The sequence below is a fragment of the Cognatiluteimonas sedimenti genome (assembly GCF_022808325.1).
Taxonomy (GTDB): Bacteria; Pseudomonadota; Gammaproteobacteria; order Xanthomonadales; family Xanthomonadaceae; genus Cognatiluteimonas; species Cognatiluteimonas sedimenti.
The window spans coordinates 1094116-1117138 of sequence record NZ_JALGCL010000001.1; the positions used below are offsets into that span (position 1 = coordinate 1094116).

General features: G+C 69.6%; 27 protein-coding genes. 18 read left to right on the forward strand and 9 right to left on the reverse strand.

Annotation, left to right across the window (positions count from 1 at the left end):
- Window positions 1-30 precede the first annotated feature (30 nt).
- The 6 genes from hemA (at window position 31) to ppk2 (ending at window position 4670) form a co-directional block, all read left to right on the forward strand.
- Window positions 31-1341, forward strand: coding sequence for a glutamyl-tRNA reductase (hemA, locus tag MQC88_RS05255; protein WP_243319671.1), 1311 nt, complete (start codon window positions 31-33; stop codon window positions 1339-1341).
- Between the two features lie 57 nt (window positions 1342-1398).
- Window positions 1399-2481: a peptide chain release factor 1 gene (gene prfA / locus MQC88_RS05260; RefSeq protein ID WP_243319673.1), complete on the forward strand. Its 1083-nt coding sequence runs from the start codon at window positions 1399-1401 to the stop codon at window positions 2479-2481.
- Between the two features lie 8 nt (window positions 2482-2489).
- Complete coding sequence (locus MQC88_RS05265; protein ID WP_243319677.1) at window positions 2490-2936, forward strand: GNAT family N-acetyltransferase; 447 nt, start codon at window positions 2490-2492, stop codon at window positions 2934-2936.
- A 71-nt stretch (window positions 2937-3007) separates the two neighbouring features.
- Window positions 3008-3526, forward strand: a complete 519-nt coding sequence (gene moaB, locus MQC88_RS05270) for a molybdenum cofactor biosynthesis protein B (protein WP_243319679.1) — start codon at window positions 3008-3010, stop codon at window positions 3524-3526.
- Between the two features lie 2 nt (window positions 3527-3528).
- A complete protein-coding gene (locus MQC88_RS05275; protein WP_243319680.1) occupies window positions 3529-3897 on the forward strand; it encodes a helix-turn-helix domain-containing protein in 369 nt (122 codons plus the stop codon).
- Window positions 3894-4670 carry a polyphosphate kinase 2 gene (gene ppk2 / locus MQC88_RS05280; protein ID WP_243319682.1) on the forward strand — a complete coding sequence of 259 codons (777 nt, stop codon included), beginning with the start codon at window positions 3894-3896 and terminating at the stop codon, window positions 4668-4670. The genes MQC88_RS05275 and ppk2 overlap by 4 nt, the downstream gene beginning before the upstream one ends.
- A gap of 30 nt (window positions 4671-4700) precedes the next feature.
- Here ppk2 and yccX read toward each other — a convergent pair whose 3' ends face one another.
- The 3 genes from yccX to MQC88_RS05295 are packed head-to-tail and all read right to left on the reverse strand — an operon-like array spanning window position 4701 to window position 6836.
- Window positions 4701-4973 (reverse strand): acylphosphatase, encoded by a 273-nt coding sequence (gene yccX / locus MQC88_RS05285; RefSeq protein ID WP_243319683.1) that lies wholly within the window; start codon window positions 4971-4973, stop codon window positions 4701-4703.
- A gap of 7 nt (window positions 4974-4980) precedes the next feature.
- Complete coding sequence (locus MQC88_RS05290) at window positions 4981-5562, reverse strand: TlpA family protein disulfide reductase (protein WP_243319685.1); 582 nt, start codon at window positions 5560-5562, stop codon at window positions 4981-4983.
- Window positions 5559-6836, reverse strand: coding sequence for a YihY family inner membrane protein (locus MQC88_RS05295; RefSeq protein WP_243320293.1), 1278 nt, complete (start codon window positions 6834-6836; stop codon window positions 5559-5561). The genes MQC88_RS05290 and MQC88_RS05295 overlap by 4 nt, the downstream gene beginning before the upstream one ends.
- A 134-nt stretch (window positions 6837-6970) precedes the next feature.
- On the opposite strand from MQC88_RS05295, the gene wrbA reads away from it, so the two are divergent.
- From wrbA to MQC88_RS05315, 4 genes are read left to right on the forward strand one after another with little or no spacing between them, the layout of a single operon-like run.
- A complete protein-coding gene (gene wrbA / locus MQC88_RS05300) occupies window positions 6971-7564 on the forward strand; it encodes an NAD(P)H:quinone oxidoreductase (protein ID WP_243319687.1) in 594 nt (197 codons plus the stop codon).
- Window positions 7561-7896 carry a DUF2069 domain-containing protein gene (locus MQC88_RS05305; RefSeq protein WP_243319689.1) on the forward strand — a complete coding sequence of 112 codons (336 nt, stop codon included), beginning with the start codon at window positions 7561-7563 and terminating at the stop codon, window positions 7894-7896. Before wrbA ends, MQC88_RS05305 begins: the two co-directional genes overlap by 4 nt.
- A gap of 43 nt (window positions 7897-7939) precedes the next feature.
- Window positions 7940-8428 carry an asparaginase domain-containing protein gene (locus MQC88_RS05310; protein ID WP_243319691.1) on the forward strand — a complete coding sequence of 163 codons (489 nt, stop codon included), beginning with the start codon at window positions 7940-7942 and terminating at the stop codon, window positions 8426-8428.
- A 7-nt stretch (window positions 8429-8435) separates the two neighbouring features.
- Window positions 8436-8777: a DUF488 domain-containing protein gene (locus MQC88_RS05315; protein ID WP_243319693.1), complete on the forward strand. Its 342-nt coding sequence runs from the start codon at window positions 8436-8438 to the stop codon at window positions 8775-8777.
- 254 nt (window positions 8778-9031) lie between these two features.
- Here MQC88_RS05315 and MQC88_RS13045 read toward each other — a convergent pair whose 3' ends face one another.
- Together MQC88_RS13045 and sufT are read right to left on the reverse strand one after the other, a co-directional pair.
- Window positions 9032-11629 carry a pre-peptidase C-terminal domain-containing protein gene (locus tag MQC88_RS13045; protein WP_315857072.1) on the reverse strand — a complete coding sequence of 866 codons (2598 nt, stop codon included), beginning with the start codon at window positions 11627-11629 and terminating at the stop codon, window positions 9032-9034.
- Window positions 11630-12052: 423 nt separating this feature from the next.
- The gene (gene sufT, locus MQC88_RS05335) at window positions 12053-12604 is read right to left on the reverse strand and encodes a putative Fe-S cluster assembly protein SufT (RefSeq protein WP_243320298.1); all 552 of its coding nucleotides are present in this window, start codon (window positions 12602-12604) and stop codon (window positions 12053-12055) included.
- Between the two features lie 103 nt (window positions 12605-12707).
- Here sufT and MQC88_RS05340 point away from each other — a divergent pair, with 103 nt between their 5' ends.
- Complete coding sequence (locus MQC88_RS05340) at window positions 12708-13136, forward strand: hypothetical protein (RefSeq protein ID WP_243319695.1); 429 nt, start codon at window positions 12708-12710, stop codon at window positions 13134-13136.
- 30 nt (window positions 13137-13166) lie between these two features.
- On the opposite strand, the gene MQC88_RS05345 is transcribed toward MQC88_RS05340, so the two are convergent.
- Window positions 13167-14558 (reverse strand): NAD(P)(+) transhydrogenase (Re/Si-specific) subunit beta, encoded by a 1392-nt coding sequence (locus MQC88_RS05345; protein ID WP_243319697.1) that lies wholly within the window; start codon window positions 14556-14558, stop codon window positions 13167-13169.
- Window positions 14555-14848, reverse strand: a complete 294-nt coding sequence (locus MQC88_RS05350) for an NAD(P) transhydrogenase subunit alpha part 2 (protein ID WP_243319699.1) — start codon at window positions 14846-14848, stop codon at window positions 14555-14557. Before MQC88_RS05350 ends, MQC88_RS05345 begins: the two co-directional genes overlap by 4 nt.
- Window positions 14849-15021: 173 nt before the next feature.
- Between MQC88_RS05350 and MQC88_RS05355 the strand changes: the two genes are divergently transcribed.
- The 4 genes from MQC88_RS05355 to MQC88_RS05370 are packed head-to-tail and all read left to right on the forward strand — an operon-like array spanning window position 15022 to window position 17236.
- Window positions 15022-15651: a hypothetical protein gene (locus MQC88_RS05355; RefSeq protein WP_243319701.1), complete on the forward strand. Its 630-nt coding sequence runs from the start codon at window positions 15022-15024 to the stop codon at window positions 15649-15651.
- A gap of 43 nt (window positions 15652-15694) precedes the next feature.
- Entirely contained in the window at window positions 15695-16252 is a 558-nt protein-coding gene (locus MQC88_RS05360) for an RNA polymerase sigma factor (RefSeq protein ID WP_243319703.1), read from the forward strand.
- The gene (locus MQC88_RS05365; protein WP_243319705.1) at window positions 16249-16785 is read left to right on the forward strand and encodes a hypothetical protein; all 537 of its coding nucleotides are present in this window, start codon (window positions 16249-16251) and stop codon (window positions 16783-16785) included. The genes MQC88_RS05360 and MQC88_RS05365 overlap by 4 nt, the downstream gene beginning before the upstream one ends.
- 31 nt (window positions 16786-16816) lie before the next feature.
- Window positions 16817-17236 (forward strand): DUF3106 domain-containing protein, encoded by a 420-nt coding sequence (locus MQC88_RS05370; protein ID WP_243319707.1) that lies wholly within the window; start codon window positions 16817-16819, stop codon window positions 17234-17236.
- 56 nt (window positions 17237-17292) lie between these two features.
- Here MQC88_RS05370 and MQC88_RS05375 read toward each other — a convergent pair whose 3' ends face one another.
- Entirely contained in the window at window positions 17293-18402 is a 1110-nt protein-coding gene (locus tag MQC88_RS05375) for an NAD(P) transhydrogenase subunit alpha (RefSeq protein ID WP_243319708.1), read from the reverse strand.
- A gap of 58 nt (window positions 18403-18460) precedes the next feature.
- Window positions 18461-20689 (reverse strand): DUF1631 family protein, encoded by a 2229-nt coding sequence (locus tag MQC88_RS05380; RefSeq protein ID WP_243319710.1) that lies wholly within the window; start codon window positions 20687-20689, stop codon window positions 18461-18463.
- A 100-nt stretch (window positions 20690-20789) separates the two neighbouring features.
- On the opposite strand from MQC88_RS05380, the gene MQC88_RS05385 reads away from it, so the two are divergent.
- The 3 genes from MQC88_RS05385 to MQC88_RS05395 are packed head-to-tail and all read left to right on the forward strand — an operon-like array spanning window position 20790 to window position 22938.
- On the forward strand, window positions 20790-21389 hold the full coding sequence (locus tag MQC88_RS05385; RefSeq protein ID WP_243319711.1) for a nitroreductase family protein: 600 nt from the start codon (window positions 20790-20792) through the stop codon (window positions 21387-21389).
- Window positions 21386-22339, forward strand: a complete 954-nt coding sequence (locus tag MQC88_RS05390; RefSeq protein ID WP_243319713.1) for a 5'-3' exonuclease — start codon at window positions 21386-21388, stop codon at window positions 22337-22339. Before MQC88_RS05385 ends, MQC88_RS05390 begins: the two co-directional genes overlap by 4 nt.
- A gap of 38 nt (window positions 22340-22377) precedes the next feature.
- Complete coding sequence (locus MQC88_RS05395; RefSeq protein ID WP_243319715.1) at window positions 22378-22938, forward strand: NUDIX hydrolase; 561 nt, start codon at window positions 22378-22380, stop codon at window positions 22936-22938.
- Window positions 22939-23023: the final 85 nt, after the last annotated feature.

The following is a 23023-nucleotide window of genomic DNA, read 5'->3' on the forward strand; positions in this document are numbered from 1 at the left end:
GCGCAAGCACCTGAATCGACCCGCGACCGCATGACCCTGCTCGCCATCGGCATCAACCACCAGACCGCGCCGGTCAGCCTGCGCGAACGGGTGGCGTTTGCCGACCACAGCCTGCCAGGCGCGCTGGCCGCACTGCGCGGGTTGCCGGCGGTGCGCGAGGTGGCGTTGCTGTCCACCTGCAACCGCACCGAGTTGTACGCGGTCGCCGAGGACGACGGCCGCGCGCTCGACGACTGGCTCGCCAGCCATCCCGACGACGGCGCGGCTTTCGGCGGGCACGACCTGCGCGCCTACCTCTACCGGCACCAGGACGACGCGGCCGTGCGGCACCTGTTCCGGGTCGCCACCGGACTGGATTCGCTGGTGCTCGGCGAGCCGCAGATCCTCGGCCAGGTCAAGCACGCCTGGGCGGCCGCGCGCAGTGCCGGCACCCTCGGCGGCCAGCTCGACCGCCTGTTCCAGCACGCCTTCGTCACCGCCAAGCGCGCGCGCACCGACACCCGCATCGGCGCCAACCCGGTTTCGGTGGCGTCGACCGCGGTGCGACTGGCGCAGGCCTCGTTCGCGCGCCCGTCCGACGCGGCAGTGCTGCTGGTCGGCGCCGGCGAAACCATCGAACTGGTCGCGCGCCACCTCGTGCAGTCGCAGGTCAAGCGGCTGCTCGTCGCCAACCGCACCCTCGCCCATGCCCAGGACCTGGCCAGCCGCCACGGCGGCGTCGCGCTGCCACTGCACGAGATCGACCGCCACCTGGGCGAAGTCGACATGGTGTTCTCCGCCACCGCCAGCCGCGAGCCGGTGCTGACGCGCGCCCAGGTCGCCACCGCGCTGGCGCAACGCAAGCACCGGCCGATGCTGCTGCTCGACCTTGCGGTGCCGCGCGACATCGAACCCGGCGTCGCCACGCTGCCGGACGTGTTCCTGTACACCATCGACGACCTCGAGCGCGCGATCGAGGACAACCGCCGCAGCCGTCGCGAAGCGGCGGACGCGGCCGAAGCGATCGTCGGGCTGCAGGTCTCGCGCTTCATGGAAACACTGGCGGCCAGCACCCGGGTGGAACCGTTGAAGCGGCTGCGCGCGCACGGCGACAGCGCCCGCGCCGACGTGCTTGCCAGGGCGCGGCAGCAACTGGCCGCGGGCAACGATCCGCAGGCGGTGCTCGAATTCCTCGCCCATACCCTCACCAACCGCCTGTTGCACGCGCCGACGATCGCGCTGCGCCAGGCCGCCCTGGAAGGCGACCACGAGCTGGCGCGCGCCAGCGAGAAGCTGTTCCCGCAGGCGCCAGGCGCCGCGGACCCGGAACCGGGAACCGGGCAAGCAGACGACGAGCGTTAGCGACGCCGTCGCCGTCGCCACGCGCCGCCCATCGCCCTCAATTCCCGGTCCGATCCCATGCTCCCGTCTCTGCGTCGCAAACTCGAAGTCCTGGCCGAGCGCCGCGAGGAGCTCGAACGCCTGCTTGCCGATCCCGGCACCCTGGCCGACGCCGAACGCTTCCGCGCGCTGTCGCGCGAATTCGCGCAGCTGGAACCCGTCGCCACGGCCTTGTCCGCCGAGGCACGGGCGCAACGCGACCTCGCCGCCGCGCAGGCGATGCGCGCGGACCCGGAGCTGCGCGAACTGGCCGAAGAGGAAATCGCCACCGCCGGAAAGCGCCTGCAGGAGCTGGAATCCGAACTGATGGCGCACCTGCTGGCCAAGGACCCGCGCGACGAAGGCAACCTGTACCTGGAAGTCCGCGCCGGCACCGGGGGCGACGAGGCCGCGATCTTCGCGGGCGACCTGTTCCGGATGTATGCCCGCTACGCCGAGCGCCAGGGCTGGAAGCTGGAGGTGGAATCGGCGAGCCCGGGCGAACATGGCGGCTACAAGGAGATCGTCGCGCGCGTCGAGGGCCGCGGCGCGTACTCCAGGCTGAAGTTCGAATCCGGCACCCATCGCGTGCAGCGCGTGCCCGAGACCGAATCGCAGGGCCGCATCCACACCTCCGCCGCGACCGTGGCGATCATCGCCGAGGACAGCAGCGACGTCGCCATCGAGATCAACCCGGCGGACCTGCGCATCGACACCTTCCGTTCTTCCGGCGCCGGCGGCCAGCACGTCAACAAGACCGACTCGGCGATCCGCATCACCCACGTCCCCAGCGGCGTGGTGGTCGAGAACCAGACCGAGCGCAGCCAGCACGCCAACCGCGACAAGGCGATGAAGCGGCTCAAGGCGATGCTGGTGGAAGCCGAAACCAGCCGGCGCGAAGCCGCGCAGGCGCAGGACCGCAAGCTGCAGGTCGGCAGCGGCGACCGCAGCCAGCGCATCCGCACCTACAACTACCCGCAGGGGCGGATCACCGACCATCGCGTCGAAGGACTCACCCTCTACGACCTGCCCAACGTGCTGGACGGGAACCTCGACGCGCTGGTGGAGCGCCTGGCCCGCGAACACCAGGCCGACGAACTGGCGCGCCTGGGGAAGGAATAGACTCGGGCATGGAGACCGCCATCCGCCGCGCCGGACCCGAGGACCTGGACGCGCTCGCCGTGCTGTTCGACGCCTATCGCCGCTTCTACGGCCAACCCGCCGACCTGGCGCGGGCCCGCGACTGGTTGCGCGCCCGCATGCGCTTCGGCGAATCGGTCGTGCTGGTCGCCGAATTCGATGGCGTCGCCGTCGGCTTCACCCAGCTGTATCCGATGTATTCCTCGGTCCGCACCGCGCGCACCTGGATCCTCAACGACCTGTTCGTGGCGGAAACGGCGCGGCGGAGCGGCGTGGCCCGGGCCTTGCTCGTCGCCGCGGCGCAATTCGCGCGCGACGATGGCGCCGCCGGCATCAGCCTGGAAGCCACCTGCGACAACGCCGCCGCGCGCGCGCTGTACCGCGCGGCGGGCTGGCACGAAGACGCGACCCAGTGGTATTCGCTGTCGCTGGCATGAGCGCCGCGCCGCCGCGTGCGGCGGCCTGAAACCCGCCCTACACTGCCCATCCCCGCACCACGCTGGACACCATGGCCGCCGACCGCGATTTCGTTCCCCTGTCGCTGTGCGTGCTCACCGTCTCCGACTCGCGCACGCTGGCCCAGGATGGCTCCGGCGATTACCTCGTGGCCGCGGTGGCCGGGGCCGGCCACCGCCTGCACGCGCGCGCACTGCTGCCCGATGATCGCTACCGGCTGCGCGCGCTGGTGTCGCAGTGGATCGCCGACGAAGGCGTCGACGGCATCCTGGTCACCGGTGGCACCGGCTTCACCGGCCGCGATTCCACGCCAGAGGCATTGCTGCCCCTCCTCGACAAGCAGATGCCGGGCTTTGGCGAACTGTTCCGCGCGCTCAGCTTCGAGGAGATCGGCACCTCGTCGCTGCAGTCCCGCGCCTTCGCCGGCCTCGCCAACGGCACCTTCCTGTTCGCCCTGCCCGGTTCGACCTCGGCCTGCCGCACGGCCTGGGAACGCATCATCCGCACGCAACTGGATGCGCGCACCGGACCCTGCAACCTCGCCGCGCTGCGCCCGCGACTGAGGGAGTGACCATGTCGATCGACGCGACATTGCGGCTGCTCGCCAAGGCCCGCGGCCTGAGCGCGAGCGACATCGCCACCGCAATGCGCTTGCCAGGGGCCGCGCGTGCCGGCGTGGCCACGGTCTCGGCATGGTTGCGTGGCGACAAGCTGCCCGGCAGCGACCAGCTCGATGCGCTGGCGCGCACCTTCGGCGTGCCGGCCAGCGCGTTGCTGTCCGAACTGGCCAGCACCCTGGACCCGGCGCGGACAAAGGGGGAGCACGAATTGCTGGCGGCGTATCGCATGCTCAACCCACGCCAGCGGGGCGCGCTGCTGGAAGTCGCGCGCGGCATGGCCGGCACGGCCAACGCGAAAACCCGCAGGGCCGCGAGCCGATGAAGAAGCTCAAGCGCGAGGAGTACGAGAAGGCGCTGGAGCCGATGCAGGAAGAGCTCGCGGCGCTGGCGCGCTGGGTCCGGCATGGCGGGCGCCGCATCGTGGTCCTGTTCGAGGGCCGCGACACCGCCGGCAAGGGCGGCGCCATCGACGCCATCCGCGAGCACGTCAACCCCCGGCAGTGCCGCGTGGTCGCCTTGCCCAGCCCGACCGGGCGCGAATCCACGCAGTGGTACTTCCAGCGCTACGTGGCGCACCTGCCGGCGGCTGGCGAGATCGCGCTGTTCGACCGCAGCTGGTACAACCGCGCCGGCGTCGAGCAGGTGATGGGCTTCGCCAGCGCCGCCCAGGTCAAGGCATTCCTGCAGCAGGCACCGATGTTCGAGCAGATGCTGGTCGACGACGGCATCATGCTGTTCAAGTACTGGCTGTGCTGCGACCAGGAACGACAGGAAGAGCGTTTCGCCGAGCGCCTGGAAGATCCCCTCAAGCGCTGGAAGCTCTCGCCGATCGACCTGGCGGCGCGGGCCAGGTACGCCGACTACACCCGCGCCCGCGAGACCATGCTGAAGGCCACGCATACCGGTTTCGCGCCATGGACCCTGGTCGATTTCAACGACCAGAAGCGCGGCCGCCTGACGCTGCTGCGCGACTTCCTTGATCGCCTGCCCGACACCCGGGTGCCGCCGGACAAGGTCGAATTCGCTCCGCTGCCCGGCAAGCCGTTGAAGGAGCGTTATGGCGTGCTGAAACCGATCGCCACGTACCACGGTTGAGGTGGCGCACGGCCGCCGCCGCGGCGGCGCTCAGGCGATCCGGAACCCCGCGCCGAGCTCGCCCGGCTCCGCCGGTGAGCGCGTGACCTGATCCACCCGCGCATGCGGCGGCCCGTGGCGCAGCCATGCGGCCAGTTGCTCGATCGATGCGGGGTCGCCGGCAGCCAGCACTTCGACGCTGCCGTCCGCCAGGTTGCTGGCGTGGCCGCGCAGGCCCAGCCGCCGCGCCTGGTCGCGCGTGCCGGCGCGAAAGCAGACCCCCTGCACCCTGCCTCTCGCCAGGAATCGCGCCGCGCTGTCCATCGCGTGGTCAGCCCGCCTGCGGCCCGCCGGCGGCGGCGATCGCGGCGTCGATGTCGGCGGCGGTCACCGGTCCGATGAAGTGCTTGGCAACCTTGCCGTCGGGCGCGATCAGGTAGGTCGTCGGGAGGCCGACCGGGGTGGCGAAATCCCTGGGCGGGTCGTACACGTCGACGATCGCGATCGGGTACACCACCGGGTGCTTCTGGAGGAACGCAGTCAGCTCGGCCGGCTGGATGTCCTCGTACGCCAGGCCGATCACGTCGATGTGCTCGCGCATCGCGTCGAGTGCCGAGAGATCGGGCATTTCCTTCAGGCACGGCCCGCACCAGGTCGCCCAGAAATTCACCACCACCCAGTCGCCCCGATGCTCGGCGAGGTCGTAACGCTTGCCGTCGAGCGTGCCGACCTGCAACGTGGGCCGTTCCGGTTTCGCGGGCACCGCTCCGGTCGAATCCTGCTGCGGCGCCGGTGCTCCCGGCGCGGTCGTGGCCGGTGCCTGCGGCCGCGGGCCAGCATCCCCGCCAGCGGGTTGCTTGCAGGCGGACAGCAGCAGCAAGGCCAGGCACGACAGCGTCAAGAGGCGGTTCATGTGGATCCTTTCGGAAGGTCGTCGAAGACATCGGAGACGCGACGCTTGAGCAGTTCGCGCAGTGGCAGGCGCAGCTGGTCGAGCTCGCCCAGCGCGGCGGTTCCGAGCGCGTCCTCGCGGCACGGCAGGTGCGCCTCGGCGATGGGGATGCGCAGTTCGCAGGCCTCGTACAGTTCGGCCATCGTGAGCCCGTCAAGATCCCGCGCAAGCAGCCACTCGCCGGACTCGGCGCGGCTGACCAGCCCGATCGCGCTCAGCTCGCCGAGCAGTTCCTGGACCAGCGCGTCGGTGAGCATCGGCTCCAGCCGCTGCAGCTCGTCGCTGTGCAGGCCCTTGCCCGAATGCCGGGCCTCCGCGAAGCGGCCAAGCATGCGCAGCAGGCCGTACAGCTCGTAGCCGTTGGGCAGGCGCATCGCCGCCGGCTGGTAGCGGAACGCCGACATCGAGGCGGCGAACGAGGCGCCCAGCAGGATCGAAACCCAGCCCAGGTAGATCCACAACAGGAAGATCGGCACGAACGCCAGCGGCCCGTATATCTTCTGGTAAGCGCCGAAACTGCCGATGTACAGGCCGATGCCCCACTTCACCACTTCGAACAGCAGCACCGACAGCAGCGCGCCGACCATTGCATGGCGCCACTTGATGGTGCGATGCGGCACCACGCGGTAGATGGCGGCGAACGCGACCAGTTCGATCGTCATCGGCGCCAGCTGCAGCATCACCGCCTCAAGCGCGCGCCCGGGCACGGTCTCGAACACCGCCAGGGCGAAGAACCGCGTCGACAGCGCCAGGCTGGTCGCGGCGACCAGCGCGCCCAGCGTGAGCACCGTCCAGTAGACCAGGAACCGCGTGAACTTCGGGCGCGCGGTGCTGACCCGCCAGATGCGGTTGAAGGTGGCCTCGACGCTGGTCAGGGTGATCAGCAGCGAGAGCACCAGCGCGATCACGCCGGCGGCGGTCAGTGTCCCGGTGTTGCCGGAAATCTGCAGCAGGTAACTCTCGACCTTTCGCGCCGAGCTGGGGACGAAGTTGGAGAAGATGTAGTCGCTGAGCTGTCCGCTCCAGTCGTGGAAGGCCGGGAATGCCGACAGCACCCCGAACACCACCATCGACAGCGGCACCAGGGCGAATACCGTGGTGTACGAGAGCGCGCCGGCGGCCTCGAACAGCCGGTCGTCGAGGAACCGCCGCCACAGGAACGAAAAAAACGAACGTGCCCGCGCACGGTCGCGCAGGCGGTCGCTCCAGCGGTTGATCGAGTCCAGCGGTTCCATCGGGCGCAGGGTAACCCATGCCGCGTGGACGACGATGCGGCTGCCGCTTGCCACGCGGGCGCAGCCCGCCGGGGCACGCGCGCGGGCAAGGCGCGCAGGCATCCCCTATCCTTGCGCCTCCACTGGAGTACCCGATGCCCGAGATCCTGGTGTTGTATTACAGCCGCGGCGGTTCGGTGGCGAGACTGGCACGGCAGATCGCGCGCGGCATCGGCGAAGTCGATGGCATGGCTGCGCGGCTGCGCACGGTGCCGCCGGTTGCCGCGACCACCCAGGCGGCAATCGCGCCGGTGCCCGAGGACGGCGCGCCCTACGTCGAGCGCCGCGATCTCGCCGAATGCGCCGGCCTGCTGCTCGGCAGCCCGACCCGTTTCGGCAACATGGCCGCGCCGCTCAAGCACTTCATCGACGGGCTCGGCGCCGAATGGGCCAGCGGCACCCTGGTCGGCAAGCCGGCCGGCGTGTTCACCTCCACCAGCACGATGCACGGCGGCCAGGAATCCACGCTGCTGTCGATGCTGCTGCCGCTGCTGCACCATGGCTGCGTGATCGCGGGCATCCCGTTCACCGAGCCCGCGCTGAACAGCACGCGCACCGGCGGCACGCCGTACGGCGCCAGCCATGTGGCCGGGCTGCAGGACGACCCGCAACCCAGCGACGACGAAGCCGTGCTGGCGCGCGCGCTCGGCCGCCGGATCGCACGACTCGCCGCGAGGCTGGCGCCATGACTCGCACCCGCGGCATCCTCTGCGCCGCCCTGCTCGCGCTCGCCGCGTTGTACGCGTGGTGGTTCGCGCGCGACGGGCAGTGGGTGGCGGTCGTCGTGTTCGCGCTGCCGCCGCTGCTGCTGGCGCTCTCGCTGCTGCGCGGCGGCGGCGCCCGCACCGGCTTCTGGGCCGGGGTATTGGCGCTGCTGTGGTTCTCGCACGGCATCATGGTGGCCTGGACGCGCGCGCCGGAGCGCGGTCTGGCGCTGGCGGCCGTCGCGCTGGCGGTGGCGATCGTGCTTGCCGCCAGCCTGCCCGGCCTGCGCGCGCGCTTCGGCGCAAGGCGGGGTTGAACGCGGTCGTATAATTGCCGGCCCGCGAATCGGAATCCACGCGATGGACGAGCTGTTGGTCGTCACCACCGGCGGCACCATCGACAAGGTCTATTTCGACGACAAGTCGGACTACCAGGTCGGTGAGCCGCAGATCGGCCGGATCCTGCAGGAGCTCGGCGTTGCGTTCCGCTTCAACGTGATCCCGATCCTGCGCAAGGATTCGCTGCACATCGACGCCGCGGATCGCGAGCTGCTGCGCGCCACCATCGCCGCGCAGGACGCGCGCCACGTGCTGGTGACCCACGGCACCGACAGCATGGTGGAGACGGCCAAGGTGCTGGCGAGCATCGCCGGCAAGACCATCGTCCTCACCGGCGCGCTGAATCCGGCGCGCTTCCGCGGATCCGACGCCGAGTTCAACATCGGCACCGCGGTCGGTGCCGTGCAGTCGCTGCCGGCGGGCGTCTACATCGCCATGAACGGGCGCATCTGGGACCCGGCGAGGGTCCGCAAGAACGTGGCCGCCAACCGCTTCGAAGCGCTCGACTGAGGTGCCCGTGCCGCGTGCCAGGCGCGTCTACGAGCCACCCGCCGAGGACGACGGCCTGCGCGTCCTGGTCGATCGCCTCTGGCCACGCGGCTTGTCCAGGTCCAGGGCGCAGGTGGACGAGTGGCTGAAGGAGATTGCGCCGAGCCCGGAGTTGCGCAAGCGGTTCCATGAGCACCCGGAGCGCTGGGGGGATTTCCGCGAGGCCTACCTCGCCGAGGCGCGCGCCAATCCGGCATTGCCCGCCCTTCGCAGCCTCGCGAGAAGGCAGCGCATCACCCTGCTCTACGCCTACCACGACGCGGTCCACAACCACGCGGTGTTGCTGCAAGGCCTGTTGCGGCCACGCTGAGTGTTCCGTGCACCGGTACCGCCATCGGCCGGGGTGGAATCGCGACCTGGCGAATCCTGGATTGTTGCGTCCGCTGGCAACATCCAGCCCCTTGATGGGCCGGTGCCATCCCGTCTTCTAAAGGCGATACGGCGCGCGCGCCGTGGATCGTCCTGGGAGCGTATCGCCCCACCGGCGGCGTTGGGCCGATCCATAAAAAGACCCCGGCGCAAGGCCGGGGTCGCAAGTCCATCAGGGGGTAATCGTCGCTGGGATCAGAACGTGACGCTCCAGCTGTTGATGTAGCCGGTGTCGCCCGAATAGACGTCCTGCACCTTCAGCTTCCAGGTGCCGTTCAACGCCTCGGTGGACAGGTTGACCGTGTAGGTCGCCACCACGTTGTCGGCGCTGTCGCTGCCGCTGGAGTTCTTGAGGCGGTAGCTGGAGCCATCCGGCGCGACCAGGTCGACGACGAGGTCGCCGCGGTAGGTGTGGACGATATTGACCGCCACCTGCGCGTTGGTCGGGGCGTTGCCGCTGCGTCCGGAAACCACGATCGAGCTGGTCACCGCAGAGCCGGCATCCGGGATGTTGACGTTGGCGTCGTTGCTGTAGGTCTGCACGCCGCCGCCACCGCCGCCCGTGGTGTAGTCGCCGACCAGGCTGACGCCCGAGAACGCCGAGTACGCCTTGAGCCGCACGTAGTAGGTACCCGCCGACGGCGCGGCGAAGGTGCAGCTCTCCGCGTTGCCGCTCTTGTACGGACGACAATCGTAGGAAGTGTCGGTTGGCGCGCTGCCGAACTTCACGTACATGTCGGCATCACCGGTGCCGCCCGACATCGAGAACGTCAGGTTCGAGGCGCCGCTGGGGACGCTCAGCGTGTAGTTGACCGAACTGCCGGTCGACGCCGACAGGCCGGTTGCCGGCACGCCCTTGGTCAGCACGCCACCGCCGCCGCCACCGCCGCCGCCCGTGGTGTAGTCGCCGACCAGGCTGACGCCCGAGAAGGCGGAGTACGCCTTCAGTCGCACGTAGTAGGTGCCGGCCGACGGCGCCGCGAAGGTGCAGGTCTCGGCGTTGCCGCTCTTGTAGGGACGGCAGTCGTAGGAGGTGTCGGTCGGCGCACTACCGAACTTCACGTACATGTCGGCATCACCGGTGCCGCCGGACATGGTGAAGCTCAGGTTGGTCGCACCTGCCGGAACCACCAGCGTGTAGTTGACCGAACTGCCGGTGGACGCCGACTGGTTGGTCACCGGCACGCCCTTGGTCAGCGGGCCGCCGGTGCTGCCACCGCCACCGCCGCCACCGCCGCAGCTCACGCCGACCGCGGTGAAGGCGGCGGTGACGTTGGCCACGCTGTAACCAAGGTCGCCGGCGGCCGTTTCAACGCCGCAGGCGGCCGTGTTGTAGGTGCTGCTTGCGGTCCAGTACAGGGCGTTGGCGCGGGCGAAGACCTTGAATGCCTTCGGGGTGTCCCAGCCTGCCGTGGTCGCCAGCAGGTAGAACGCCTTGTTGTACACGCCCGAGGAGTAGTGCACGTCCAGGCCGCTGGTGTAGTCGGCGGCGTTGTCGATGGAGCCGCCGTCCTGCGGCGGATTGGCCATGTAGCGCAGCGAACCGTTGCCCTTGAAGATCTCGTGGCCGACCAGGAAGTCGTTGCTGCCCTTCCAGTAGTACTCGGTGGCCTCGCCGCCCATGTCGGAGAACGACTCGTTGATGCCGCCGGACTGGCCCGAATAGGTGAGGTTGGAGTGCTGCTCGGTGAAGCCGTGCGAGACCTCGTGGCCGGCGACGTCGGCGCTGACCAGCGGGTAGAACGTGCTGGCGCCATCGCCGAAGCTCATGGTCGAACCGTCCCAGAACGCGTTCTCGTAGCTGCTGCTGTAATGCACGCGCATCACCAGCTGGAAGCTAAGCGCGTTGTAGCCGGTGTAGGCGGGGTACATCTTGGTGATCACGCCGCCGAAATAATGCGCGTCATTGATCGGAGAATAGCCGCCGTTGATGGTCTTGTAGGTGTTGCGCGGGCAGGTGTACGAGAACGCCGTGGTGCCGCTGGTGCCACCATTGAGGTTCACCGACTTCACGTTGGCGTTGTTCATGGTGCACGTCGAGCCGCTCTGCGCGACGTCCAGGTAGCCGTAGACGCCTCCGGATCCCCACTCGTACTGGCCGGTCTTCTGGTTGCCGCCGGGGCCGGTGCCGATCTCGGCGGTGGTCAGGCCGTCCCAGTGCTTGAGCACCTTGCCGTTGCGCGCATCGATCACCACGAACGGGCGCGTCGGGGTGCCGCCACGGGCGGCGTCGGCGAACATCTCCACGACGTAGGCCAGGTGCGCATGGTCGCGCTCGTCGACGAAGATCATCTGCTGCGCCTTTTCGCGCGAGATCTTCAGCGCGGTGGCGCGATTGCCGAAGGCCGCGTGCCTGGCGAGGGTCAGTGCCTGCGCCTTGGCGATCCTGGCGGCCACGCTCGGGAGGTCGCCGGCCAGGCCTTCGAGCTTGCGCCCGAACAGGTTGCGCACCGTCCCGTCCTTGCGCTCGCTGACGATCACCTGCTCGCCGAACACGGGGATGCCGCGGAAGGTCTGCTGGTAGCGGTAGTGCCGGCTGCCATCGCGGTCGACCGCGCTGTTGAGCAGCTTCAGGCCGGAATCGGCGTCGAGGGACAGCAGCTCGGCATGGCGGTCGCCGGAGCGGGCCGGCACGCCCAGGCGCTGGGTGGCGGCCTTGTACTGCTTGTAGACCTGGGCCACATCCTGCTTGTGCAGGTCCACGCGCTGTGCCGCCTGCGCGGACATGGCGGCGAACGCGAAGGCCAGGGGCGAGAGCACGGCGAGGTAACGAACACGACTGCTGGAATGCATCACGGTGTCCTTGGTTGACGGTTACGGTTGGTGGCGCGATCGCCCGGCGGGCGACCGGCGGTGGCTCCCCTCATTCGCCGACCGCGGGCATCGCGACCTCGCGCACGGGTGCGGGGCGCCTGCTCCGGCGGCCTGCTGTCGTCTGGCTTCCATGCGCCTCCCCGACGTTTTCGAATGGGCCGCACGACGCGGCAATGGCCCTGCCCTCGCCGCCACGGACGGCAGCCCGGGAGGCAAGGTTCAAGCCAGGAGGCGACGCGATGGCAACCTGCGCCGCGGAAGTGACGCTATGCGACAGTCAGGTGGCGTTCAAGCTGCAGGCGCAGCATTTCCACGGGCAGAAACGTGATCCATGTCACGTTTTCGCACCGTAACCGGTTGCAGATTTCGTGTAACCGTTTACCGAAGTCGTGACGCTGCGCGTCAGAGCATCCCGGTTTCCAGGCGCGCGGCCTCGGACATCATGTTGCGGTTCCACGGCGGGTCGAACACCAGTTCGACGTCGGCCTCGGCCACGGTCGGGATCAGTTCCAGCTTGTTGCGCACGTCGTCGACCAGGATCTCGCCCATGCCGCAGCCCGGCGCGGTCAGGGTCATCTTGACCTCGACCAGGCGTTGCCCGTCTTCGCGATGGCTGACAACCGCCTCGTACACCAGGCCGAGGTCGACGACGTTGATCGGAATCTCCGGGTCGAAGCAGGTGCGCAACTGCTTCCAGACCAGCTGCTCCACCGTCTCGTCGGAGGCGCCTGGAGGCAATTCCAGCGGCTCGGCGGGCTCCTTGCCGATGGCGTCGGCGTCGTGCCCGGCGATCCGGAACAGGTTGCCCTCGACGAACACCGTGTAGCTGCCACCCAGCGCCTGGGTGATGTAGCCGACGCTGCCGGCCGGAAGGGTGACCGCATCACCCTGCGGCACCAGCACGGCGGGGCAGTCGCGCTCGAAGCGCACGGGTTCGCTGCTGCGGGAGTACATGTTCATTGGCCAGGTGGGGATTGCAGCGCCTGCGCTGCACGATGGCGTCATTCTACCGCCGCGCGGACGCTATGCTGTGGCGCTTGCCGATACGAAGCCCGCCATGACCGATCCCACCGCGCGACCGGCGCACCGGCCGTTGCATGCCCTGTTTGCCCCGGCACTGGTGGCGCTGGGCAGTTGCGGGTTCGCGGCCGCCTGGATCCTGCTCGCGATCGCCCGCGACCGGCAATGCAGCTGGATGGCGGTTTTCGCCGCGGTCGACGCAGTGTTGCTCCTGCGCCTGGCGCGTATGCCGGCAGGCGCGTTGCGCATGCTCGCGGCGGTCGCCGCCACGTCGTTGTCCATCGTCCTCGCCAACTGGGGCATCGCCGCGGCCCAGGTCGGCAAGCTGATGGGGCTGCTGCCGTGGGAATCGGCGTCCAAGCTCGGTCCGCGCTATGCCTGGACGCTCGCCGGGCTCGCCAACCAGCCCGCCGACCTGGCGTGGCTGGCCGCCGCACTGTTGCTGGCGGCGATCGCTTCGCGCTGAGCGCGGCCGGCTCGGCGCGATTGCCTGCGGTCAGTGCCCGCCGTCCAGCGCCTTGAGTTCGCTGACCAGGGCGCTGGCCATTTCCGCGCCGTCGCCGTACAGCATCCGGGTGTTGTCGCCGTAGAACAGCGCATTCTCGATCCCGGCGAAGCCGGTGCCCTTGCCACGCTTGATGACCACAGTGTTCTTCGACTGCGATACGTCCAGGATCGGCATGCCGTAAATCGGCGAGGCGGGGTCGGTCCTGGCGACGGGGTTGACGACGTCGTTGGCGCCGATCACGAGCGACACGTCGGTGTTGGCGAATTCCGGGTTGATGTCGTCCATGTCGGCGATCAGGTCGTACGGCACGCCGGCTTCGGCAAGCAGCACGTTCATGTGCCCGGGCATGCGCCCGGCCACGGGATGGATCGCGAACTTGACCTTCACCCCGCGATCGATCAGGCGCTGCGCCAGCTCCCAGATCTTGTGCTGGGCCTGGGCCACCGCCATGCCGTAGCCGGGCACGATCACCACGCGCTCGGCATAAGCCATCATCGCGGCGACGTCGCCGGCTTCGATCGGCTTCTGCGCCCCGGCGATCTCCTGCTGCTGTGCACTGGTGCCGCCGAAATTGGAGAACAGCACACCAGAGATCGGCCGGTTCATCGCCTTGGCCATCAGCCGCGTCAGCAGCATGCCGGCGGCACCGACCATCATGCCGGCAATGATGAGCGCCTCGTTGCCGAGCACGTAGCCCTCGAAGGCGACCGCCAGGCCGGTCAGCGCGTTGTACAGCGAGATCACCACCGGCATGTCGGCGCCGCCGATCGGCAGCGTCATCAGCACGCCAAGGGCGAGTGCGGCGGCGAAGAACGCGACCACCAGCGGCACCCCGAGCGAATGCACCACCATTGCGCCCAGCGCCACCGCGGCCAATGCCACCAGCGCGTTGAACCATTGCTGCCCGGGGAAGGTGTAGCGCTTGTCCATGCGCCCGTCCAGCTTGGCCCAGGCGATCACCGAGCCCGACAGCGAGACCGCGCCGATCAGCGCGCCGACCACGCCGAGCACGACCGTCACCAGCGACGGCGCGGCACCCATGGCCGAGAACCGCAGCAACTCGACCGCACCGATCGCAGCCGCCGAACCACCGCCCATGCCGTTGAACAGCGCCACCATCTGCGGCATGTCGGTGATCGCCACGCGCTTGCCCCAGACCCAGGCGACCGCGGTACCGAGCGCGGCCGCCAGCACGATCAGGCCGAGGTTGTGCAGGCCCGGCAGCAGCAGCGTGGCGAAGGTCGCCAGCAGCATCCCCACGCCCGCCCACTGGATGCCCGAGCGCGCCGTCTTCGGCGAGGCCATGCGCTGCAACCCGAGCAGGAACAGCGTGGCGGCGACGAAATAGCTGGCCTTGACCAGCAGCGGCAGCCAGCTCATGCCTTCGGCCCCGGCTTGTTCGAGGTCTTGAACATCTCCAGCATTCGCTCGGTGACCACGTAGCCGCCGGCGGCGTTGCCCGCCCCCAGCAGCACGGCCGCGAAGCCGATCACCTTTTCCAGGGTGGTGTCGGCATGGCCCAGTACCACCATCGCCCCGATCAGGACGATACCATGGATGAAGTTGGAGCCCGACATCAGCGGCGTGTGCAGGATCACCGGCACCCGGCTTATGATCACGTGGCCGGCGATCGCAGCCAGCATGAAGATGTAGAGCGCTTCAAACTCCATGCGCCACTCCGCTTCTTTCCATGGCTGCGTCCCCGCTGGTCGTGCCCGGAATCATAACCGTCCCTGAACATGGCGGCACCTGCGTCAACCCGGCCGCCGCCGAGGCGTTACAGAGGGGGTATGCCGCGGATGTGAGCAAGTCGCATCCACCCCATCCCCCACCGGAGAACACCATGCGCAAGTTCCCGCTGTTGACCCTGCCCGTGCTGCTGGGCGCCGCCCTGGCCGCGCAGGCCCAGGACACGACGCCCGCCACGACCTCCACGACCGACAACCATGGCGACCAGATCGAAACCCGGCTGGACAACAAGGGCGATCGCATCGACCAGCGCCTGGATGAGAAAGGCCAACGCATCGACCAGCGCCGCGATGCCCTGTCCGAGCGCCAGGCGGAACTCGGGCACGACAAGCGTGCCGGTTGGCTCGACAACAGCGGCAACCGCATCGAGGACCGCCTGGACAACCAGGGTGACCGCATCGACCAGCGCCTCGACCGGCGCGGGGAGAAGATCAATACCTGCCTTGACGCCGGCACTTGCCCGGCGGGCGACGGGGTCGAGGATCGCCTCGACAACAAGGGCGACCGCATCGACCAGCGCCTCGACGACAAGGGCCAGCGCATCGACCAGCGCCGCGATGCCCGCTCCGCGCACCAGGATGAGCTCGGGAACGAGAAGCGCGCCGACTGGCTGGACAACAGCGGCGATCGGGTCGAGACCCGCCTCGACCAGAAGGGCGACCGCGTCAACAAGCGCCTGGATCGCAAGGGATCGCGCAGGGGTGGCCGGCGTGCGCAACGCTGAGGCCCGGCAGGCCTGACGGTCCGCCAGCGGCCGACGTCGGCGCATGTTCAAGCCTGATGGCGCCGCCACGGCCGCGGAAACACCTACTGCGTCGGGAGGAGCGACGCTCGATGGCTTCCTGGCCGCGATCGAAGCGCGCGCCTTCCGGTTTGCCGAACTCTCGCTGGGCCATCGGGAAGACGCCCTGGACGTCGTCCAGGACAGCATGATCAAGTTGATGGCCTATCGGGAACGGCCTTCGCCGGAATGGACGCCCTTGTTCTGGAGCATCCTGCGCAGCCGCATCGTCGATGCGCAACGACGCGGGAGGCTCCGACTCCGCTGGTTTTCGTCGAACTTGCAGGACGGAGTCCAGCCGGACTGGGCGGACGACAGTACCGATCCGGCCCGCGCCCAGGATGGGCGCGAGGCGTACGCCAAACTCGCGGAGGGACTGCGGGGCTTGCCCGGCCGGCAACGCGAGGCATTCACCCTGCGGATCCTCGAGGAACTCGATGGCGGCACCACGGCACGGATCATGGGATGTTCGGAAGGGTCGGTGAAGACCCACCTTGCGCGCGCGCGCGACTCGCTGCAGAAGCGGTTGGAGGATTGGCGATGACATACCAGCACGGGGCCTTCGACCAGCACGCGCACGCGAGCTACGTCGAGGCCGCGTCGGCGCTGTCGCCGGCGATGCAGGGTCGGCTGCGCGCAGCGCGGCGCACGGCGTTGGCCACGCCCGCTGGCAAGCGGGTCCAGGCGCGTCGGCAGAGGCCATCGCCGCTGCTGCCGGCAGGCGCCGTGGCTGCTGCCCTGCTGGCGGTGGCGGTCGGCCTGCACTGGCAGCCTGCCGGCGAGTCGTCCAGCCCGGCGTTGGTGGACCTGTCCGCGGCGCAGCAAGCCAGTCGCGCCGACCCGGACAGCGTGAAGCGCGGCACCACGCCATCCGATATCACCGGCATGCCTGCGGCCGCTCCGGTCGAGCCGAGCGCCGCGTCACCGGCAGCGGGTGCCGACGCGGCCCTGGCCGGCGTTCGATCCATGGAAGAACAACCGCTGCTGATGCTGGACGAAGATCCCGATTTCTACCTGTGGCTGGGGGGCGACGACGCCCTGCCGGCCAATGCGGAGCCAAGCCATGACCCGACGTGATAACTCCCGGAACAATCCACGGACCCTGCTCATGGGGGGCGGCCTGCTGGTGTTGTTCGTGATCGGGGCACCGGGAGCGCATGCCCAAGACCAGGCAAAAACGACCCCCCTGGCCGACGCGACGCTTTCATCGTGGGAACAACTCAGCCCGACGCAACGGGATGAGCTGATAGGGCCCCTGCGGGAGCGCTGGAACAGCCAGCCAGATGCGCGTGCGCGCATGCTGGGCAATGCACGGCGCTGGCAGCAGTTGAACCCCGACCAGCGCCTGCGCGCGCAAAGGGGCCTGGAGCGGCTGGAGCAGATGACGCCGGAGCAGCGCCAGCAGGCGCGCGAAGCCTACCAGCGGCAGCGGCAATCACCTGAAGCGGCCCCGCAGGAACCGCGCGTGGAGCGCAGCCGCAAAGCCGGCCCCCTGCAGCGACGGCAGAGAAGGTTTCCGCGGCGCTGACCCGTCGCCCGGGAACGGAGTAGATTCCGTGGCAGTCCTGGGCCTGGTTGCGTCCCTTACTGTTCCGGCGATGCCGATGGCCGCGGCGGCCACACCGTCTTGGCCAGCAATTCGTCGTCCCAGTCGAACGCCAGCGCGCCATCGCGCAGCAGCAGGTTGGCGAAATTGAACACGTTGCGGGCATACATCTCGCTGGCGTGCAGCGCACCCAGGCTGGCAAGGTCCAGTGGCCCCGCAACCAGGACCCCGTCGTGCTCGATGGTGTCGCCGGGGCGGGTGAACTCGCAGTTGCCGCCGGTCTCGGCTGCCAGGTCGACGATCACGCTGCCGGGCTTCATGCCGGTCACCATCGCCGCGCTGACGATCTTCGGCGCCGGGCGTCCGGGGACCGCGGCGGTGCAGACGACTACGTCGACGGTCTTCAGGTGTTCGCCCAGCCGGCGCTGTTGCTCGACGCGTTCCTCGTCGGTGAGCGCGCGCGCGTAGCCGCCCTCGCCCACCGCGCTGACGCCCAGGTCGAGGAACTTGCCGCCGAGCGACTCGATCTGCTCGCGCGTTTCGGGCCGCACGTCGAAGCCCTCGACCTGCGCACCGAGGCGCTTCGCGGTCGCGATCGCCTGCAGGCCGGCGACGCCGGCGCCCACCACCAGAACTTTCGATGGCCGGATCGTGCCGGCGGCAGTGGTCAGCATCGGGAAGAATCGCGGCGCCAGCTGCGCGGCGATCAGCATCGCCTTGTAACCGGCCATGCCGGCCTGCGAGCTGAGCACGTCCATCGCCTGCGCGCGGGTGGTGCGCGGCAGTCGTTCCAGCGGGAAGGCGACGACACCCAGCGCTTCCAGCGCCGCCGCGCGCGCCGGATCGGCCTGGGGTTGCAGCATGCCGACCAGCACCGCGCCATGCTGCAGGCGGGCGATCACGTCGGCGGGCGGCGGCTGCACGCACAACACCAGGTCGGCGGCAGCCAGCGCGTCATCGGCACTGTCGACCAGTTGCGCGCCGGCATCGACGTAGGCCAGGTCGGGAAAATGCGCGCCGCGGCCGAGCCCGCGCTCGGCCCGCACGATGGCGCCGGCGGCAACGAGTTTCCTGCACGTTTCCGGGGTCACCGCGACGCGGCACTCGCCGGCCGCGGTCTCTCGCGCCACTCCAATGATCACCGCCATGCCCGGCTCCGCCACATCGATCCACGCATCCTAGCGAATGCGGGGCCGGCGTGCGCCGTCAGGCGGCGCGGACGACCGATTGCGCCAGCGTCTGCCTGACCTGGCGCATGGCCTGGTCGAACGGCATTTCATCGGCCTCGGCGAACAGGTGCCCGCTCTTGACCAGGGCGGCCAGCTGTTCCGGCGACGCCACCAGCTTGCGCACGCCACGGCGGTTGACCAGCAGCAGGCGCGAGGTCAGCGGGCTGATCCACGCGACCTTGACCGAGCCTTCCACGCCCTGTTCGTCGAACAGGCGCATCCAGTCCCCCGGGCGCAGCGCATGCATGCGCTGCGCCACCTCGGGATCGAACTCGAGGGTCGCGCTGCCGCCCACCACCTGCAGCAACCTCGTGTCGTCGCTGTCGTCGGCCAGTTGCGGCATCCCCGGCTGCGCGTGCAGTTCGCGCGGCGCGTCGGGGAATGCCAGGGTACGCGCCAGGCCCGCCATCCATTCGCTGGCGACCTGGTCGTCGAGGCCGGAACTGGACAGGCATTCAACCAGCCCGGCGTGCAGCGCCAGCACGCGCCCGGCGACACTGCTCCCGGCGCCGCGGGCGGCTGCCTCGTCGACCGCGACCAGCTCGTCGGCCAGCGCCAGCACCTTGGCGTGGTGTTCGGATGCCTGGCCCTCGCGCAACAGCACCTGCACGAGGTGGTGCTGCCAGTGGCGTTCGAGGAACTGCGCGATGGTCGGGGTCAGGGTGCGCCCGGACATGCGTTGTGCCAATGCCGCCGCCGCCTGCAGGCGCGCCTGCAGCAGCCGCTCGCGCCCGTGCACGGTTTCGGCCGAGCGGCGCTCGACCACCTCGGCGCGGCGCCGCTGCTGTTGCAGGAGGTCCTGCAGTTCGTTGGCAGTCAACTCGAAGATCGCCAGGTCCTCGTTGTACTCGGCGACGACGCGCGCGACCAGCGCGTTGGCGCGCTGCAGTAGTTCGCGATCCTGAGGCGAGGCGCCATCGTTGCTTTCGCAGCTCAACGCCAGCACATCGAGCAGGCGGCGCGCCGGATGGTCCGGGCGCACGAACAGGTTCTCGTCGGTCAGCGCGACCTTGACGTAGGACATCACCAGCCGCGCGAACATGTGCCGCGACTCCTGCACCAGCGCGTGGCTCTTGAGCAGCGACTCGAACAGCAGGCCGGTGAGGTCGATCGCGTCCTCCTGCTGCTGGTCCAGGCGCGTGCTGTCCGGATCCAGCCCGAGCCGGCGCGCGCCTTCGAGCAATTCCTCGCGGATCGATTCGTTCAAGCCGCACTTGCCGGCAAGCGCCGCTTCGAACTGGCGCACGTTGTCGCGTTGCAGGAGCGAGGCCACGCTGACCAGTTCCTGCACCCGCAGCTCGCGACGCTCGGCCAGGCGGCGCTCGGGTGCATGCTCGCTGGGCACCGTCTGGTCGGCGAGCATGCCCTCACGCCACTGGTGCAGCATGTCGCGCAGGCGCTGGTGGCGGACCCGCGCCTCGGCGGACGTGCGGAACACGTCGGCACCCGCTGGCGCGGGCGCCGCCTCGGGCGTTTCGATTGGCGCTGGCGGCACCACGGGCACGAAGCCGCCATCGGCGGCTTGCGCCGGCGCGGTACCCTCACGGCGCGCGTCCGCGTGGTAGCCGTTCGCGGCCAACTGGGTGTTGAGCCGGCCGTACAACTCGCCGAGCACCTTGGCCAGCTCCTGCTCGTACTGGCGGAACAGCAACGGCTGCAGCGTCTCGGAGATGTCGGCGTCGCGGAACGTCTGCAGGAACGCGCCGGCCAGCCGGGTGGCGCCGATCGGATTGGCATTGGCGGGCGCGCCGAGCGCATCGGCCAGGGCCTCGAAGCGAAGGTCCAGCATTTCCAGCGGACGCTGGTAGCGGCGGCCAATGGACTCGGCCAGGCGCTGGCCGGCGAGGTGGAACTCGAGCTCGCTTTCCCGCACCAGTCCCAACGGCGCGCCGGACTTGCCGAAGTAACCGCCTCCGCGGAAATCGTCGAAGCTCCGCGCGATCAGTTCGCGGTAGCGCATCACGAACCCGGCGCTACGCTGGCGCAGGGCCAGCACCGTCATCAGGTCTTTGCGCTGCGCGATGCCGCTGCCGCTGCCGCTGCCGCTGCCAATGCGCAGACTATCGTGCAGCTGGTCCTCGATCGGTCGATACAGGCCGCCCGGCACCGCGCCGAGTTGCTCGACGGCAATGCGCTTGAGTTCGTCGAGCAGGCGCGCTGGATCGGATGCCGCCACGGTGGCCAGGCCGGTAGGATGTGTCGACACGATATACCCTGGTGCCGCTGACGTATTGCGGCAGAATGCGACGTGAACGAGAGCATAGTGGCACCATGGTTGCAGTCCACATCCAGCTTCGGAATCTGTGATGCCAGTCCCAAACCCGGCCGGAACGGCCAGCAGCTGCCTTGCCTGCCTGAACGCGCGGCGCTCGGTCCCCGCCCGGCAACTGGCGGGCCCTGGTCCCGACGCGGAAACCCTGGAACGCATGCTGGGCGCAGCGGTCCGGGTCCCCGACCACGGCAAACGCACGCCCTGGCGTTTCCTGCGCATCGCCGGCGACGCCCGCCATGCACTGGGCGAGGCGTTGGTGGCGCGTGCACTGCAGCATGATCCCGTCGCCGGCGCGGCGATGATCGACAAGGACCGGCAACGGTTCGCGCATGCGCCACTGGTGATCGCGGTGATCGCCAGGCTCGGACCCGACGAGAAGATCCCAGAGTCCGAACGCTTCTCCTCGGCCAGTTGCGTGTGCTTCGCGCTGCTGCAGGCGGCCCAGGCCTGCGGTTTCGGCGCGCAATGGCTGACCGGATGGCCGGCCTACGACGAAGCGATCCGGCGCCTGCTCGGCGTGGGCGCCCACGAGCGGATCGCCGGTTTCATCCACATCGGCACGCCGAAGCTGGAAGCACCCGAACGCGAACGGCCCGATCCCGGCGCCCTGCTGACCGACTGGATTCCGGCATGACGCCCCTCGACGCGGACGTGCCGGCTGCCGACGCCGGGCGGCACGCAGGGCCCGTCCTCTACCTCGTCGACGCCAGCCTGTACGTGTTCCGCGCCTGGCACTCGATGCCCGACGACTTCCGCGATGCCGATGGCTGGCCGACCAACGCCGTGCACGGTTTCGCCCGCTTCCTGCTGGAACTGCTGGACCGCGCGCGCCCGCAGCACATCGCCGTGGCTTTCGACGAGGCGCTGGACTCGTGCTTCCGCAACGCGCTGTACCCGGCCTACAAGGCCAACCGCGAGCCGGCGCCGGAGGAACTCAAGCGTCAGTTCGGGCAATGCAAGGCGCTGTGCGCCGCGCTTGGGCTGGTCACGCTGGCGCACCGCGAGTACGAAGCCGACGACCTGATCGGCAGCGCGCTGCGCCACGCACGCGCGCACGGGCATCGCGGCGTGATCGTGTCGGCGGACAAGGACCTGTCGCAGCTGCTCGGCCAGCACGACGAGCAATGGGATTTCGCCCGCGGCCAACGTTGGGGCGCGGCCGGGGTCAAGGCGCGGCACGGCGTCGACGCCCACCAGATCGCCGACTACCTCGCGCTATGCGGCGACGCGGTCGACAACATCCCCGGGGTACCCGGCATCGGCGCCAAGACCGCGGCGATCCTGCTGGCGCATTTCGGCAGCCTCGATGCGCTGCTCGATCGCGTCGAGGAAATCCCCTACCTGCGCTTCCGCGGCGCCGCCGCGGCGGCCTCGAAACTGCGCGCGCACCGCGAACAGGCGCTGCTGTGCCGGCAGCTGAGCACGATCGAGCTCGATGCGCCGCTCGGCCACGACCGGGACTTTGCCCGCGCCGCCGCCGATGCCGTGGAGCTGCTGGCGCTGTGCGATGCCCTGGGGTTCGGGCCGATGACGCGCCGCCGCCTGCACCAGGCCGCCGGGCTGGACTACGCCACGCCGCAATGACGACACCGGTCGTGACCGCCCCGCGCTAGCATCGCCCCATGGACCACGCCGAAGAACTCAAGCTCCCGTCGGAAACGCTCTACGAAGGCAAGTGGCTGCGCCTGCGCCGCCGTGGCCGCTGGGAATACGCCGAACGCACCCACGCCGACGGCATGGCGGTGATCATCATCGCCGCCACTCCCGACGACCGGGTGCTGTTCGTCGAGCAGAGCCGCATCCCGCTGGGCGGCAGGACCATCGAGATGCCCGCCGGCCTGGTCGGCGACCAGCCCGGGGAAGACACGCTGGAGGACGCCGCGCGCCGCGAACTGATCGAGGAAACCGGCTGGCGCGCCGCGCACGTCGAGGTACTGCTGGTAGGCCCGACCTCGTCGGGCATGAGCAACGAGCGCATCGCCTTCGTCCGCGCCACCGGCCTGGAACGCGTGGGGCCCGGGGGCGGCGACAGCACCGAGGACATCATCGTCCACGAAGTCCCGCGCAACCAGGCGCCCGCATGGCTGATGCAAAAACGCAGCGAAGGCTACGAACTCGACCTCAAGCTCTGGGGCGGGCTGTGGATGCTGGAGCGCAACCCCGATGGCACGCCGATTCGATGACCGCCTCGCGACCTCCTGCAGTGCGCTGACCGCGCCTGGAAACCAACTACGACGCGGGACCGTGCATGCGGGTTCGCCGTGGCGG

What these genes read in the sequence shown, in the direction of transcription:
- hemA (WP_243319671.1), top strand. Translation starts at nt 31, where the DNA reads ATGACCCTGCTCGCCATCGGCATCAACCACCAGACCGCGCCGGTCAGC.
- prfA (WP_243319673.1), top strand. Translation starts at nt 1,399, where the DNA reads ATGCTCCCGTCTCTGCGTCGCAAACTCGAAGTCCTGGCCGAGCGCCGC.
- MQC88_RS05265 (WP_243319677.1), top strand. Translation starts at nt 2,490, where the DNA reads ATGGAGACCGCCATCCGCCGCGCCGGACCCGAGGACCTGGACGCGCTC.
- moaB (WP_243319679.1), top strand. Translation starts at nt 3,008, where the DNA reads ATGGCCGCCGACCGCGATTTCGTTCCCCTGTCGCTGTGCGTGCTCACC.
- MQC88_RS05275 (WP_243319680.1), top strand. Translation starts at nt 3,529, where the DNA reads ATGTCGATCGACGCGACATTGCGGCTGCTCGCCAAGGCCCGCGGCCTG.
- ppk2 (WP_243319682.1), top strand. Translation starts at nt 3,894, where the DNA reads ATGAAGAAGCTCAAGCGCGAGGAGTACGAGAAGGCGCTGGAGCCGATG.
- yccX (WP_243319683.1), bottom strand. Translation starts at nt 4,973, where the DNA reads ATGGACAGCGCGGCGCGATTCCTGGCGAGAGGCAGGGTGCAGGGGGTC.
- MQC88_RS05290 (WP_243319685.1), bottom strand. Translation starts at nt 5,562, where the DNA reads ATGAACCGCCTCTTGACGCTGTCGTGCCTGGCCTTGCTGCTGCTGTCC.
- MQC88_RS05295 (WP_243320293.1), bottom strand. Translation starts at nt 6,836, where the DNA reads ATGGAACCGCTGGACTCGATCAACCGCTGGAGCGACCGCCTGCGCGAC.
- wrbA (WP_243319687.1), top strand. Translation starts at nt 6,971, where the DNA reads ATGCCCGAGATCCTGGTGTTGTATTACAGCCGCGGCGGTTCGGTGGCG.
- MQC88_RS05305 (WP_243319689.1), top strand. Translation starts at nt 7,561, where the DNA reads ATGACTCGCACCCGCGGCATCCTCTGCGCCGCCCTGCTCGCGCTCGCC.
- MQC88_RS05310 (WP_243319691.1), top strand. Translation starts at nt 7,940, where the DNA reads ATGGACGAGCTGTTGGTCGTCACCACCGGCGGCACCATCGACAAGGTC.
- MQC88_RS13045 (WP_315857072.1), bottom strand. Translation starts at nt 11,629, where the DNA reads ATGCATTCCAGCAGTCGTGTTCGTTACCTCGCCGTGCTCTCGCCCCTG.
- sufT (WP_243320298.1), bottom strand. Translation starts at nt 12,604, where the DNA reads ATGTACTCCCGCAGCAGCGAACCCGTGCGCTTCGAGCGCGACTGCCCC.
- MQC88_RS05340 (WP_243319695.1), top strand. Translation starts at nt 12,708, where the DNA reads ATGACCGATCCCACCGCGCGACCGGCGCACCGGCCGTTGCATGCCCTG.
- MQC88_RS05345 (WP_243319697.1), bottom strand. Translation starts at nt 14,558, where the DNA reads ATGAGCTGGCTGCCGCTGCTGGTCAAGGCCAGCTATTTCGTCGCCGCC.
- MQC88_RS05350 (WP_243319699.1), bottom strand. Translation starts at nt 14,848, where the DNA reads ATGGAGTTTGAAGCGCTCTACATCTTCATGCTGGCTGCGATCGCCGGC.
- MQC88_RS05355 (WP_243319701.1), top strand. Translation starts at nt 15,022, where the DNA reads ATGCGCAAGTTCCCGCTGTTGACCCTGCCCGTGCTGCTGGGCGCCGCC.
- MQC88_RS05360 (WP_243319703.1), top strand. Translation starts at nt 15,695, where the DNA reads ATGTTCAAGCCTGATGGCGCCGCCACGGCCGCGGAAACACCTACTGCG.
- MQC88_RS05365 (WP_243319705.1), top strand. Translation starts at nt 16,249, where the DNA reads ATGACATACCAGCACGGGGCCTTCGACCAGCACGCGCACGCGAGCTAC.
- MQC88_RS05370 (WP_243319707.1), top strand. Translation starts at nt 16,817, where the DNA reads ATGGGGGGCGGCCTGCTGGTGTTGTTCGTGATCGGGGCACCGGGAGCG.
- MQC88_RS05375 (WP_243319708.1), bottom strand. Translation starts at nt 18,402, where the DNA reads ATGGCGGTGATCATTGGAGTGGCGCGAGAGACCGCGGCCGGCGAGTGC.
- MQC88_RS05385 (WP_243319711.1), top strand. Translation starts at nt 20,790, where the DNA reads ATGCCAGTCCCAAACCCGGCCGGAACGGCCAGCAGCTGCCTTGCCTGC.
- MQC88_RS05390 (WP_243319713.1), top strand. Translation starts at nt 21,386, where the DNA reads ATGACGCCCCTCGACGCGGACGTGCCGGCTGCCGACGCCGGGCGGCAC.
- MQC88_RS05395 (WP_243319715.1), top strand. Translation starts at nt 22,378, where the DNA reads ATGGACCACGCCGAAGAACTCAAGCTCCCGTCGGAAACGCTCTACGAA.